This window comes from Arthrobacter sp. ISL-65, from assembly GCF_018613795.1.
GTDB lineage: Bacteria > Actinomycetota > Actinomycetes > Actinomycetales > Micrococcaceae > Arthrobacter.
Genome location: NZ_JAGGPN010000019.1, coordinates 85,012 through 98,994, shown reverse-complemented (window position 1 = coordinate 98,994; position 13,983 = coordinate 85,012). Strand labels below are relative to the sequence as shown.

At 64.5% G+C, this 13,983-nt stretch carries 11 protein-coding genes and 2 tRNA genes; 11 read left to right on the top strand and 2 right to left on the bottom strand.

Annotated elements, in window-relative coordinates; all coding sequences use genetic code 11:
* Nucleotides 1-422 precede the first annotated feature (422 nt).
* From dnaN to J7I85_RS08025, 11 genes are all read left to right on the top strand, one after another.
* Nucleotides 423-1,547: a DNA polymerase III subunit beta gene (dnaN, locus tag J7I85_RS08075; protein ID WP_190606294.1), complete on the top strand. Its 1,125-nt coding sequence runs from the start codon at nucleotides 423-425 to the stop codon at nucleotides 1,545-1,547.
* Nucleotides 1,548-1,625: 78 nt separating this feature from the next.
* Nucleotides 1,626-2,549 carry a phosphogluconate dehydrogenase (NAD(+)-dependent, decarboxylating) gene (gene gnd / locus J7I85_RS08070; protein WP_214849707.1) on the top strand — a complete coding sequence of 308 codons (924 nt, stop codon included), beginning with the start codon at nucleotides 1,626-1,628 and terminating at the stop codon, nucleotides 2,547-2,549.
* 60 nt (nucleotides 2,550-2,609) lie between these two features.
* Nucleotides 2,610-3,812 (top strand): DNA replication/repair protein RecF, encoded by a 1,203-nt coding sequence (gene recF, locus J7I85_RS08065; RefSeq protein ID WP_214849441.1) that lies wholly within the window; start codon nucleotides 2,610-2,612, stop codon nucleotides 3,810-3,812.
* The gene (locus tag J7I85_RS08060) at nucleotides 3,799-4,356 is read left to right on the top strand and encodes a DUF721 domain-containing protein (RefSeq protein WP_214849439.1); all 558 of its coding nucleotides are present in this window, start codon (nucleotides 3,799-3,801) and stop codon (nucleotides 4,354-4,356) included. Before recF ends, J7I85_RS08060 begins: the two co-directional genes overlap by 14 nt.
* Nucleotides 4,357-4,799: 443 nt before the next feature.
* The gene (gene gyrB, locus J7I85_RS08055; protein WP_214849435.1) at nucleotides 4,800-6,890 is read left to right on the top strand and encodes a DNA topoisomerase (ATP-hydrolyzing) subunit B; all 2,091 of its coding nucleotides are present in this window, start codon (nucleotides 4,800-4,802) and stop codon (nucleotides 6,888-6,890) included.
* A 58-nt stretch (nucleotides 6,891-6,948) separates the two neighbouring features.
* Nucleotides 6,949-9,684: a DNA gyrase subunit A gene (gyrA, locus tag J7I85_RS08050; RefSeq protein ID WP_214849433.1), complete on the top strand. Its 2,736-nt coding sequence runs from the start codon at nucleotides 6,949-6,951 to the stop codon at nucleotides 9,682-9,684.
* Nucleotides 9,681-10,337: a DUF3566 domain-containing protein gene (locus tag J7I85_RS08045; protein ID WP_214849429.1), complete on the top strand. Its 657-nt coding sequence runs from the start codon at nucleotides 9,681-9,683 to the stop codon at nucleotides 10,335-10,337. Before gyrA ends, J7I85_RS08045 begins: the two co-directional genes overlap by 4 nt.
* A gap of 99 nt (nucleotides 10,338-10,436) precedes the next feature.
* Nucleotides 10,437-10,510, top strand: a tRNA-Ile gene (locus J7I85_RS08040).
* Nucleotides 10,511-10,574: 64 nt separating this feature from the next.
* Nucleotides 10,575-10,700, top strand: coding sequence for a DLW-39 family protein (locus J7I85_RS08035; protein WP_308159425.1), 126 nt, complete (start codon nucleotides 10,575-10,577; stop codon nucleotides 10,698-10,700).
* 71 nt (nucleotides 10,701-10,771) lie between these two features.
* A tRNA-Ala gene (locus J7I85_RS08030) sits at nucleotides 10,772-10,847 on the top strand.
* A gap of 108 nt (nucleotides 10,848-10,955) precedes the next feature.
* Entirely contained in the window at nucleotides 10,956-11,879 is a 924-nt protein-coding gene (locus tag J7I85_RS08025; protein WP_214849423.1) for a DMT family transporter, read from the top strand.
* Nucleotides 11,880-11,910: 31 nt separating this feature from the next.
* Here J7I85_RS08025 and J7I85_RS08020 read toward each other — a convergent pair whose 3' ends face one another.
* Together J7I85_RS08020 and J7I85_RS08015 are read right to left on the bottom strand one after the other, a co-directional pair.
* On the bottom strand, nucleotides 11,911-12,780 hold the full coding sequence (locus J7I85_RS08020; protein WP_214849420.1) for a glycosyltransferase family 2 protein: 870 nt from the start codon (nucleotides 12,778-12,780) through the stop codon (nucleotides 11,911-11,913).
* Nucleotides 12,781-12,924: 144 nt separating this feature from the next.
* A complete protein-coding gene (locus J7I85_RS08015; protein WP_214849417.1) occupies nucleotides 12,925-13,935 on the bottom strand; it encodes an apolipoprotein A1/A4/E family protein in 1,011 nt (336 codons plus the stop codon).
* Nucleotides 13,936-13,983 lie beyond the last annotated feature (48 nt).

The window sequence follows — 13,983 nt, the reverse complement described above, 5'->3', positions numbered from 1 at the left end:
GCCAAATAAGTTGTCCCCATCCACACCCTGTTTAAAACGTGCCGAACCCACAGTCCATGAACAGGGCTCAACCGCGGATCCGAGCCGTGAAACCGGGTTATCCACAGTTTCCACAGCAGTTATTAACACTACTAATCCCAAAAAATTGAAATCCCTCAAATAACAATCTCGTTCAGGGACCTCCACCGCACCGGCCAAAGCATCGGCCGCGGGCAGCCGGCTGAGCCGGCAGCACTGGCGGGGATGGGGAAATCCCTGTTGTTCCGGCTAAGCTGTCTGCAGCGCTCCCATCCCTGGGTCTGTTTGCGGTCGGCCATGCACGGACCATGCAGGTTCAGGGACTTTGGGGGCACCGGTCTTGTGGGCTCCTTGCGAGTTCCCGTTCAGAAAATGGCAGCAGCAATGAAAGGCGGCACCCTTCCGTGAAGTTCAGAGTCGAACGGGACGTCCTGGCAGAAGCCGTCACATGGACAGCCCGGTCGTTGTCTCCGCGGCCGCCAGTGCCCGTGCTCTCCGGCCTCCTGCTCAAGGCTGAATCCGGGACCGTAAGCCTGTCCAGCTTCGATTACGAGACCTCAGCGAGGCTTGAGATTCCTGCCGACATCAGGGACGAAGGCACCATCCTGGTTTCCGGCCGCCTACTCGCGGACATCTGCCGCAGCCTTCCGTCGGCACCGGTGGACATCGAAACCGACGGCAACAAGGTCACACTCACCTGCCGGCGAAGCAGCTTCCATCTGGCAACCATGCCCGAGGCCGAATACCCGCCGCTGCCTGCGCTACCCACCATCACTGGCACTGTTGCCGGCGATGCCTTCGCCCAGGCTGTGTCCCAGGTGATCATCGCGGCCAGCAAGGATGACACTCTTCCCATCCTCACCGGCGTGCGGATGGAGATCGAGGATGACCTCATCACCCTCCTGGCCACGGACCGCTACCGGCTCGCCATGCGTGAGGTTCCGTGGAAGCCCGTCACGCCTGGCATCTCCACCAGCGCCCTGGTCAAGGCCAAGACCCTGAACGAGGTTGCCAAGACTTTGGGTGGCAGCGGTGACATCAACCTGGCCATCGCCGAGGACGACAGCCGGCTCATCGGCTTTGAAAGCGGCGGCCGCACCACCACGTCCCTGCTGGTCGACGGCGATTACCCCAAAATCCGCTCGCTGTTCCCGGATTCCACGCCGATTCACGCCACCGTGCAGACCCAGGAGCTTGTGGAGGCCGTCCGCCGCGTCTCCCTGGTTGCGGAACGCAACACTCCGGTCCGGCTCGCGTTTACGCAGGGCCAACTGCACCTAGACGCCGGCACCGGCGAGGACGCGCAGGCATCTGAAGAGCTTGAAGCTCAGCTGTCCGGCGAGGACATCACGGTGGCGTTCAACCCGCACTACCTGGTTGAAGGCCTCAGCGTGATCGAAACCAAGTTTGTGCGCTTCTCCTTCACCACGGCGCCGAAGCCCGCCATGATCACCGCGCAGAACGACATCGACGGTGAGGACCAGGACGACTACCGCTACCTCGTGATGCCGGTGCGCCTGCCCAACTAAGCCACTCGCCCAACTGAGTAGCAGCTGAGGGGCCTCTGAACCCGCAGAACGCCCCGAGCTGCTACCTAGTTGGTGATCCTGAATCCCTACCCATCCGCGCAGAAAAGAGTTCACACCGTGCATATCGGACTGATCGGCCTTGGAAAAATGGGTTTCAACATGCGCGAACGGCTGCGCAAGGGCGGGATCGATGTCACTGGCTTCGACCGCAACCCCGAGGTTACCGATGTCGCCTCCACGGACGAGCTCATCGCCGCACTTCCTGCGCCGCGCCTGATCTGGGTCATGGTTCCGTCCGGTGAAATCACCGATGCTGTCATAACCGAGCTCGGTGCGAAGCTGCAGCCCGGTGACATGGTGATCGACGGCGGCAACTCCCGCTTCAGCGAGGACCAGAAGCACGCCGCGGCCCTGGCCGAAAAGGGTATCCGCTTCGCCGACTGCGGCGTATCCGGCGGAGTCTGGGGCCTGCAGAACGGTTACGGCCTCATGGCCGGCGGAGAGGCAGAAGACATTGAACTCGCCTTGCCGGTCTTCGACGCCCTCCGCCCGGAAGGCGACCGCGCGGACAGCTTTGTCCATGTGGGCGGCGTCGGCGCGGGCCACTACGCGAAGATGGTGCACAACGGCATCGAATACGGCCTGATGCAGGCCTACGCCGAAGGCTATGAACTCCTCGCGGCCAAGGACATCGTCACCGATCTCCCCGGAACGTTCCGCGCGTGGCAAAAGGGAACGGTTGTCCGGTCCTGGCTGCTGGACCTCATGGTGAAGGCGCTGGACGAGGATCCCGGACTCGCCTCCATCGACGACTACGTCGAGGACTCCGGTGAGGGCCGCTGGACCGTGGAAGAGGCCATTGCCAATGCGGTTCCGGCCCCCGCCATTACCGCCGCGCTGTTTGCCCGCTTCGCCTCGCGCGAGGACAACTCGCCGGCCATGAAGATGGTGTCCGCGCTGCGGCACCAGTTCGGCGGCCATGCGACCCGTCCGGCCAAGTAACTCCGTGTCCGGGCTCCGTGCGGCTTCCGGACCGACGGTTCCCGAGAATTTGAAGATCGCGTGTACCTAGAACACCTGTCCCTGACTGACTTCCGCAGTTACGCCCAAGTGGATCTCCGGTTTGACCCGGGCGTCACGGTCCTGGTCGGCTCCAACGGAATCGGCAAGACCAACCTGATGGAAGCCATCGGCTACCTGGCCACCCTCAGTTCGCACCGGGTCAGTGCCGACGGCCCCTTGCTCCGTTTCGGAACCGACCGCGCCCTGATCCGAGCCAAGTTGGTACGGGGGGAACAGTCCACCATCCTGGAGCTGGAAATCAACGGCGGCAGGGCCAACCGGGGACGCATCAACCGCAGCAACCCGGTCCGTGCGCGCGACCTGCTGGGCATCTGCCACACCGTCCTGTTCGCTCCGGAGGACCTGGCGCTCGTGAAGGGCGATCCGTCGAACCGGCGCCGCTTCCTGGATGAGCTCCTGGTGAGCCTGATTCCCCGGCACGCCGCCACCCGCAGCGATTACGACCGCGTGCTCAAACAGCGCAACGCACTGCTGAAGTCGGCACGGGCCGGAAAATTCACAGCCGGCCACGAAGCCACCCTCGATGTCTGGGACCAACACATGGCACGCGCCGGGGCGGAACTGCTCTACGCGAGGCTGGAACTCGTCGAGCGGCTCCGGCCCCACCTCAACAGCGCCTACGCCCAGCTCACCGACGGTTCCAAGACCGCGGACGCGGTCTACCGCTCCACACTCCAGACCATGATGGACGACGACGGCGAACCGGCCAGTGCTTCGACGGCACCACCCGGGCCGGGAAACCCGGCCGAGGATCTGCGCATGCTGTCCGTGGATGAGCTTGCGGAACGCTACGTACAGGCCTTTGCGGCGTCCCGCCGCAAAGAACGCGAACGGGGCATCTCACTGGTGGGTCCGCACCGGGACGAGCTGGAACTCGTACTCGGGCAGGCGCCCGCCAAGGGTTACGCCTCGCACGGTGAAACATGGTCCATGTGCCTTTCCCTGCGGCTGGCGTCCTACTACGTCATGCTCGACGACGCCCGCACCGGAGGCTCTGCGCCGATCCTCATCCTGGACGACGTCTTCGCCGAACTTGATGTCCACCGGCGGCGTAAACTGGCCGCAATAGTTGCCGGCGCCGAGCAGGTGCTGGTGACCGCCGCCGTCGACGCCGATATTCCAGACGAGCTTGCGGGCCGGCGGGTGAAGGTAATCCCGGGAGGAATCGATGAACAGGGATAAGGACGGCGGCCTGCAGCCCGGCCGCGATCCCGATGAAATCGATGCCGCCCAGGCGGCGCTGAACAGGATGCGTGAGGCAGCGGCCGCACGTGGAGAGGTCCGCCGGAAGGCGCCGCGGGCAGGCGCCAGTCAAAAGCCACGAACCGCGCCGGGGGGAACGCGGGGTTTCAGCCAGTTCCACTCCACCGGACGCGATCCCCTGGGGCTGGGAAAAGTCGTGGGCCGGCTGGTCGCCGAGCGCGGCTGGACCTCGCCGGTAGCCGTGGGCTCGGTCATGGCCGAGTGGGCGACGCTTGTGGGCCCGGAAATCGCTGCCCACTGCACCCCGGAAAGCTTCACAGACACCACCCTCCATGTCCGGTGCGACTCCACCGCCTGGGCGACGCAGCTCCGGCTGCTCAGCATGAGCCTGCTCGAAAAGTTCCGCACCGAACTCGGCGACGGGGTTGTCACCAGCATCCAGGTGCTGGGCCCGGCGGCACCGAGCTGGCGCAAGGGCGGACGTACCGTCAACGGCCGCGGACCGCGGGACACCTACGGGTAGCCGGGAGGCCAAACCAGCCGGTACGGCAACGGACAGCGCTGGCCGAACCGGCCGGTGCAGCTCCCGCCGGTTGTGCCTTCCGTGAACAAACCGCAAACGGCGTACAGGGCGCTCAAACCGCCGTCGGCCGTATAGGAGCCCAAAACGTGGCCTGCTGGAGCCTTGCAGGCGGAGCCAATGGCCTGCGAGGGGCACATTGGGGCGCGTCCGCGCCCCGCCAATGCGGGAAACAGCGGCGTTTCACGATAGAATTCCCCTAGATAACTGGGCGCGGGTGAAACGTTGACTGAGTCCGTTTTCCCGCGCTTTTTCATGGGCGGGAGCGGTTCCGCAGATCGACCAAGTAGCTGGCGCTACAGTGACGTGCCTTTTGGCGGCCGCCCTTTGATTCGGCGGACGGCGGAGGCCGGCCATCATCGAACGTAGAGGAGTCGAAAGCGCCTGTGGCTAACGACAATGCAGATATCGAGGCAGTGGAGCCCGTGACGGAGGATGCCCCAACCACCGGTGACCCGGCTGAGACTGTCACGCCGCGGGAGTACGGCGCCAGCGACATCACCGTTCTTGAGGGCCTCGAGGCCGTACGCAAACGGCCTGGCATGTACATCGGCTCCACCGGTCTGCGCGGCCTGCACCACCTGGTGTACGAAGTGGTGGACAACTCGGTGGATGAGGCCCTCGCAGGTTACTGCACGCACATCGAGATTGTTCTGCAGGCGGACGGCGGCGTCAAGGTAACCGACGACGGTCGCGGCATCCCGGTGGACATTCACCCGACCGAGGGCAAACCCACCGTTGAGGTGGTCATGACCATCCTGCACGCCGGCGGAAAGTTCGGCGGCGGCGGCTACGCCGTATCCGGCGGCCTGCATGGCGTGGGTATCTCCGTGGTCAACGCGCTCTCCTCCCGCGTTAACACCGAGGTCCGCCGGCAGGGCCACGTCTGGCGGATGGCCTTTGCCGACGGTGGAAAGCCCCAGGGCGCCCTGGTCAAGGGCGAGGAGACCAACGAGACCGGAACCACCCAGACCTTCTACCCGGATTCAAGCATTTTCGAATCCGTGGAATTCGACTTCGAAACACTCCGTGCCCGGTTCCAGCAGATGGCTTTCCTCAACAAGGGGCTGCGCATCACGCTCACGGACGAGCGCCAGGCAGCAACCGGCACTGACGAGGCCGGCGACCTGGACCTGGACGGCGTCCTCACCGAGGGTGAGGTCCTCGCCGAGCACCGCACGGTGGTTTACCAGTACAACGACGGTCTCCTTGACTACGTCAAGCACCTGAACTCGAGCAAGAAGGTGGATGTTGTCCACGAGGACGTCATCGCCTTCGAGACCGAGGACGGTGAGCGGCACATCGCCGTCGAAATGGCGATGCAGTGGACCACGGCGTACTCCGAAAGCGTGCACACGTACGCCAACACCATCAACACGCATGAAGGCGGTACCCACGAAGAAGGGTTCCGCGCCGCGATGACTTCACTTATCAACCGCTACGCGCGGGAGAAGAGCATCATCAAGGAAAAAGAGGAGAACCTCACCGGCGACGACATCCGCGAAGGCCTGACGGCCGTCATCTCCGTGAAGCTGTCCGAGCCCCAGTTCGAGGGCCAAACCAAAACCAAGCTGGGCAACTCCGAGGTCAAGGGCTTCGTTCAGCGCGTGGTCACCGATCAGCTCGGCGACTGGCTGGAGCGCAACCCCGGCCCCGCGCGCGACGTGATCCGCAAGGCCATTTCCGCGGCGCAGGCCCGCATGGCCGCGCGCAAAGCCCGGGACAATGCGCGCCGAAAGAGCCCCCTGGAGTCCTTCGGCATGCCGGGTAAACTCTCCGACTGCTCCTCGAAGGATCCCTCGAAGTGCGAGGTCTATCTCGTGGAGGGTGACTCGGCTGGAGGTTCGGCCAAGCGCGGGCGCAACCCCGAAACGCAGGCCATCCTTCCGCTCCGCGGCAAGATCCTCAATGTGGAGCGGGCACGTTTGGACAAGGCACTTGGCAACAACGAGGTCCAGTCCATGATCACCGCGTTCGGCACGGGCATCGGCGAGGACTTCGACCTGAGCAAGCTGCGATACCACAAGATCGTGCTGATGGCTGATGCCGACGTAGACGGCCAGCACATCACCACGCTGCTGATGACCCTTTTGTTCCGCTATATGCGGCCGCTGATCGAGAACGGCTACGTGTATCTCGCGCAGCCGCCGCTATACCGGATTAAGTGGTCCAATGCTCCGCACGACTACGTCTACAGCGACCGTGAGCGCGACGCCGTTCTGGTCTCCGGCCAGGCCGCAGGCCGCCGCATTCCGAAGGAAAACGGCATCCAGCGCTACAAGGGTCTCGGCGAGATGGACTACACCGAACTCTGGGATACCACCATGGACCCGGACCGGCGCACCCTCCTGCAGGTGACCATGGACGACGCAGCCGCCGCCGACCAGATTTTCGCCGTGCTGATGGGCGAGGACGTCGAGTCCCGCCGTAATTTCATCCAGCAGAACGCAAAGGACGTCAGGTTCCTCGATATCTAGCGGCTGCTCCGCCTGATATTCCAGAACCGACATATACCTGAAACGGAAAATACAGACTATGAGTGACGAAACACCTGAGGTCCCGGCCGAGTCTCCGGACGCCACCGAGCCGGTGCTGGAGGGCGACGTGCTGGTCGACCGCGTGGAGCAGGTGGACCTCCAGACGGAGATGCAGCGCTCCTACCTCGACTACGCGATGGCCGTTATCGTCGGACGTGCGCTGCCGGACGTACGGGACGGCTTGAAGCCGGTTCACCGCCGCGTGCTGTACGCGATGTTCGACGGCGGGTACCGCCCGGACCGCGCCTTCAACAAGTGTGCCCGTGTGGTGGGCGAGGTCATGGGCCAGTACCACCCGCACGGTGACACGGCGATTTACGATGCGCTGGTGCGCCTGATCCAGGACTGGACAATGCGCTACCCGCTGGCGCTGGGCCAGGGCAACTTCGGCTCACCCGGCAACGACGGCGCCGCGGCCCCGAGGTACACCGAAACCAAGATGGCGCCGCTCGCCATGGAGATGGTCCGAGACATCGACGAGGAGACCGTCGACTTCCAGGACAACTACGACGGCAAGAACCAGGAACCCACCATCCTCCCGGCGCGGTTCCCCAACCTGCTGGTCAACGGATCCTCGGGCATCGCCGTCGGCATGGCCACCAACATCCCGCCGCACAACCTCCGTGAAGTAGCCGACGGCGTCCAGTGGTACCTGGCCAACCCGACCGCCAGCCGTGAGCAGCTCCTCGAAGAGCTGCTGAAGCGGATCAAGGGACCGGATTTCCCCACCGGCGCCACCATCCTGGGCCACAAGGGCATCGAGGACGCTTACCGCACCGGGCGTGGTTCCGTCACCATGCGCGCGGTGGTGAACGTCGAGGAGCTGCAGGGCCGGACCTGCCTCGTCGTCACCGAGCTGCCCTACCAGGCCAACCCGGACAATTTGGCCATCAAGATCGCCGAACTGGTCAAGGACGGCAAGGTCCAGGGCATCGCCGACCTCCGCGATGAGACGTCCGGCCGGACCGGCCAGCGACTGGTCATCGTCCTGAAGCGCGACGCCGTCGCCAAGGTGGTGCTGAACAACCTTTACAAGCACACCCAGCTGCAGGAGAACTTCGGCGCGAACATGCTGGCCATCGTGGACGGGGTGCCGCGCACTCTCAGCCTCGATGCCTTCATCCGCCACTGGGTTACCCACCAGATGGACGTCATCGCCCGGCGCACGCGCTACCGCCTGCGCAAGGCTGAGGAAGAAGCACACATCCTGCGTGCCCTCCTCAAGGCGCTGGACATGCTGGATGAGGTCATCGCCCTGATCCGCGCCTCCAACACCACGGAAGCCGCGCGCGACGGACTGATGGAGCTGCTGGACATCGACGAGGTCCAGGCGCGTGCCATCCTCGACATGCAGCTCCGCCGGCTCGCTGCCCTGGAACGCCAGAAGATCCAGGACCGGCACACCGAACTCGAAGCAATGATCGCCGAATTCAACGCGATTCTCGCCTCGGAGGAACGCCAGCGCTCGATCATCAGCGAGGAACTCGCCGAGATCGTGGCCAAGCACGGCGACGACCGCCGCACCCAGATCCTCATGGGTTACGACGGCGACATGTCCATGGAAGACCTCATTCCCGAAGAGGAAGTGGTGGTCACAATCACCCGCGGCGGCTACGTCAAGCGCACGCGGAGCGACAACTACCGTTCGCAGCAGCGCGGCGGCAAGGGCATTAAGGGTGCCCAGCTGCGCGGCGACGACGTGGTGGAACACTTCTTCGTGACCACCACCCACCACTGGCTGCTCTTCTTCACCAACTTCGGCCGTGTGTACCGGGCCAAGGCCTACGAACTTGCCGAGGGCGGCCGCGATACCAAGGGCCAGCACGTAGCGAATTTGCTGGCCTTCCAGCCGGACGAGCACATCGCCCAGGTGCTGGACCTGAAGGACTACCAGCACGCGCCGTACCTGGTGCTCGCCACCAAGCGCGGCCTGGTCAAGAAGACCCGGCTGGAGGACTACGACACGAACCGGTCCGCCGGTGTCATCGCCATCAACCTCCGGGATGAGGACGAACTGGTCTCCGCACAGCTGGTCTCCGAGACGGACGACCTCATGCTGGTTTCCCGCAAGGGCCAGTCAATCCGCTTCACGGCCACCGACGACGCGCTCCGCCCCATGGGCCGCGCCACGTCGGGTGTGACGGGCATGAAGTTCCGCGAGGATGACGAACTGCTCGCCATGAATGTGGTGGCCGAGGGCTCCTACGTTTTCGTGGTGACCGAAGGCGGCTACGCCAAGCGCACCGCCGTCGAGGAATACCGACTGCAGGGCCGCGGCGGCCTGGGCATCAAGGTGGCCAAGCTTGCTGAGGAACGCGGCGATCTGGTGGGCGCCCTGGTGGTCCAGGAGGAAGACGAAGTCCTCGTGGTCATGGGCGGCGGCAAGGTTGTCCGTTCATCCGTGACCGGCGTCCCTGCAAAGGGCCGCGACACGATGGGCGTCATCTTCGCAAAGCCGGACAAGAACGACCGCATCATCGAGGTGGCCCGCAACACCGAACGCGGCCTCGAAGCGGAAGTTGAAGCCAGCGCCGAGCGGGAGTCCGAAGCCGACCACACCGATGAACCGAGCGCGTCAGAAATCTTGGCTATCGCCGCTGATGACGTAACGTTGGCTGAAGATGCCGGACCAGACGAGGAATCCGCAGAGGCGGGCTCAGCCCTGGCCGATGAAGCAGAAGGAACGTCCGGCGATGCTGAGGCGAACGAAGACAACACCGGAGGTAACGAGTGAGCAATTCCGACTCATTTCCCAAGCCGAGCAGTAACGGTCCCGGCGGGATGCGTCAGCCGGGGTCCGCTCCCCGGGTGAATGCCCCGGTGCGTCCCCAGCAGAGCCCGGCCACGCCGTCGGGCCTTCCGGGGCAGCGCCCGGCAGGTGCGGGGCAGCGCCCGGCACCCGCAGGACAGGGCCAGAGGCCGGCCGCGCCGGCACAGCGCCCGGCAGCCCCCGGACAGCGGCCCCAGGCCCCGCAGGGTGCGCCCGGTGCGCAAGGGCTGATCAAGCCGGCTCCGAAGGCCAAGGTGCGCCGCGCCCGGCTGCTGGTCAGCAAAGTTGACCCCTGGTCCGTTCTGAAAATGGCATTCCTGCTGTCCGTCGCGCTCGGTATCGTCACGGTAGTGGCCGCCATCGTGCTGTGGACCGTGCTGGACCTGACCGGCATCTTCGACCAGGTGGACAGCCTGCTCGGAACCCTCGCCGGTTCCGAGGGCGGCGGCTTCGAACTGAAGAAGGTCGCGTCGCTCGGCCAGGTGGCGTCCTTCGCGACGATCATCGCCGTCGTGAATGTGGTGCTGCTGACCGCCCTGTCCATGCTGTCGGCCGTGCTGTACAACATCTCGGCGACGCTTGTCGGCGGCATCGGCGTGACCCTCACCGACGACTAAAAACCCCGTATTTCCGCGGAAAAACCCCGTTGAAATGCCTCGATTTGAGATCGGGCCGGGATGTGCTGTAGAGTCATGTCTCGGCCCGATGAGGCATCGGGGCGTATAGCTCAGGCGGTTAGAGCGCTTCGCTGATAACGAAGAGGTCCCAGGTTCAAGTCCTGGTACGCCCACGGAACCTGCACAGGTTCAAGTCGAGGTTTAGGCCGGATTCCGTAGGAATCAAGCCGGAACGGGGTGCATGTGAAGAAGTTGCTGGTTATTGCAGCTGCAATCGCAGGCGCCCTCCTCTACAAGAAAAAGGTGCAGGAATCCGAAGCCCGGAAAACAGTCTGGAGCGATTCAACCGACAAGGTTGAATAGCCCGGATCCCGGTTCGGAGGCTGGTCAGCCAGGCTCCGGAACTAGGGTATGATTGACGGGTTGCTTCTTATGGGGGCATGGCGCAATTGGTAGCGCACCTGCTTTGCAAGCAGGGGGTTCGGGGTTCGAGTCCCCGTGCCTCCACCATAAGAAAGGTCCCGGTCGGAAACGGCCGGGACCTTTTGCTTTGCCCTGCTAGAGGTCTGTCCCGGGGTTCGACGGGCTCAACCAGTCGGGGCACACTACTGTGGAACAGTGAATCTTTTCATTGCGGCCTTGGGCGTCCTGGGCGTGGCTTCGTCAGGACCGCTCATCGCCGCCACGCTCGGCGCCACCACAGTCACGGCCCTCGCCATCGCCTTCTGGCGCAATGCCATCGCGGCAGCCATCATGGCCACTCCTACGTTGGTCCGGGAACCGCGCCAGTTCGGCCGCATCACACCATATGAGTTCCGCTGGTCGCTCGTTGCGGCTGTGGCCCTGGCTCTTCACTTCGCCTGCTTCATTACGTCCCTGCAGCTGACCTCCGTGGCTGCCGCTACGGCGCTCGTCTGCCTCCAGTCCGCCTGGATCGCCATCATTCAGCTCTTCCGCGGCGTGCGGCACCGCTGGCAGGTCCTGGTGGGCCTGGGCATCTCCTTCGGCGGCGTAGTGGCCATCACGGGTTTTGACTTGGGGACCTCCCCGGACGCCCTGCTGGGCGACCTCCTGGCCATGGCCGGCGGACTTCTCGCAGGAATCTACACGCTGGCCGGCGGACGGGCACGCCAGAGCATGACCACTGGAACCTACACAGCCCTCTGCTACGGCATGTGCGCAGTCCTGGTGGCGGTGCTGGCGATCTTCACCAACCAGCCCCTCTCCGGGTTCGACGCGGGCGGCTGGCTGGGCATTTTGGCGATCACGGTGTGCGCCCAGCTCGTGGGGCATACGGCATTCAACCATTTGCTGGCCACCATGAGCCCGCTGCTGGTGTCCATGATCATCCTGCTTGAAATACCCGGCGCGGCCCTGCTGGCCGCCGTGTTCCTGGATGAGACGCTGCCTGCGGGCACCTACGCCGGGCTGGCGCTCATCCTCGTGGGCCTCGCCGTCGTGGTGGCCGGACAGTGGAACGGGAAAGCCGGACGGGGCAAGCCGCCGGAGGAACGCCCACTGGCCGAACTAGGGGCTGACTAAGGACGGCCCTTTCCGGCTGGTTTTCAGGGCGCTACTGGCCGCCGCGGCGGACAGGCTGGCTGGTGTTGACGGTGTGGATGGCGCGCAGGAGCTTGGCGGGGAAATACACGGAGAAGAACACCACCATCGGCGCCTTGAGGGCCATCTTCTTCACGTTATGTGCCTTGTAGGTGCGGTCGAAGCGCGTCACGTAGTACCGGTAGTCGCGGGGTGAATCCTCGAGCCGGCGGGCCGACATCCCGGAGACCATCTGCGGCCAGTACTGGACCTTGAGATCGTGATCAGCCAGATGCAGGGACAGGTCGATGTCCTCGTGCATCTCGTCCCTTTCGTCCCGGCAGGCTTCGTCGCGGATGGTCTCCCAGGCAGAACGGCGGAGGGCCATGTTGGACCCGAACAGGAAGTGGTACTGGTGCTTGGCCAGCTTCAGCATCAGCTGGCGCATCTTGTCGTCGGCTTTGAGGCCGAAGCGGCGCATCGGCATGTCGTAATAGACCACGGGCCCGGTGGCGGCCGATGTGGACAGGTCCTCGAAGGCCTTCTGCACCTGCTCCACCCAGTCAGGCTCCACCACCGAGTCGGCGTCGATCCGGCCCAAGATGTCCCCGGTGGCGTTGTCCAGCCCGAAATTGCGGGTGGGGATAAGTCCCTGCTCCCTGTCCTGGCGGAGCAGGATGATGGGACTCTCCGGGTACTCCTGCTGCATCTGCGTGACGATCGACGCTGTGCGGTCCTTGGACATGTTGTCCACCACAATGATCTCGTGCGCCGGAACCGACTGGTATACCGCGGCGATGAGGCACTGCCGGATGACACTTTCCTCGTTGTAGGCCGGGATAACAATCGATACGCGCGGCTCAGTGTCAGTCAAGGCATCTTCTGCGGATCTATCGGGTGACATCCCCTCAAACTTAGCACCGATGCTTTCCATGACGGCGGCACCTGTCTTTTAGGCACGACGAGGCGTACAGATAATCCCGCAGACAGCAGGAGGGGTCCCGCGGTTGCGGAACCCCTCCTGTTACTGCCCTCCTAGGGGCAATGGCTAAGCCTTCTTGTCTGCACCGTTCTCGATGTTGGATTCGATGTTCTTCACCGCGGCCTTGGCATCGGTGGCAACGTCACCGGCGTCGGAATCCGAGTCCTCGGCAACATGCTTTGCCTTGTCGGCAGAAGCGTCGGCTTCGTCCTCGGCGGCCAGTGCAAAGGCAGCATCGAGCGGTGTATCGGCCGGCGCGGAAGCAGAGCCGCCAGCCGGGGCGGCCGGAACCGGTGCCGGCGTCTCCGCGGCCGAGCCAACACCGGCAGCCGATCCAACACCGGTGGCGGACGCCGCGGGGGTGGTGATCTCCGAGGTCGACGGTGCGGGCGTTACGGGCGCGGGGGTCTTCCACGGGTCCTCGACCGGCTTCGAAGCCTTCCACGCCGCAACGCCGGCGGCCACCGCCGCGGCGATTACACCGACAATCAGGAGGCCGCGCTTCTTCGGCTTCTCCGGCTCCACCACCACGGCCTTGCCGGTCACCGCCCGGCCTGCCTCGGACGCGGCCGACTTCAGGTGCCCGCCAGCCAGATTCGCCTGTTCCTGGATGGTGTGGATGATGCCAACGTCGCCGAGTCGCTGGGCCACCGCGTCGATGCGTGCCGGTGTGCCCTCAAGGGTCCGGTGGACGGCCTCGGATGCGGTTCCGATCTGATCGGAGAACCGGGGAAGGTATTCCACCACCACGCGGTCGCGGGCCTGGGTGATGACGGGCGTTGCCCGGTCCAGGGCCTCGTGCATGCGCGGCGTGGCACCCTCCACAACGTCGTGGATCTTGGGTGCGAGCGTCGCCAGGCCGCCCTGGATCCGGGGCGTCACCGTGGCGACGCCGTCGGCAAGGTTGTGGGCCGCCACCTTGAGCCCCTCCTGGATCTTGGGGGAAGCGGTATCGAGGCCTTGCTGCAGGCGGGGAACTGCCCAGTCCACCGCTGCCTCCACACGGTCCTTTGCGTTCTCGACTGCAGAACTGACCGACAACTCCAGTTCGCGGGCAATACGATCCGATTTCTTCACAACTACCTCCCGATTAATGTGACGGTTCTGTTGTTAGCCTACGTGCAC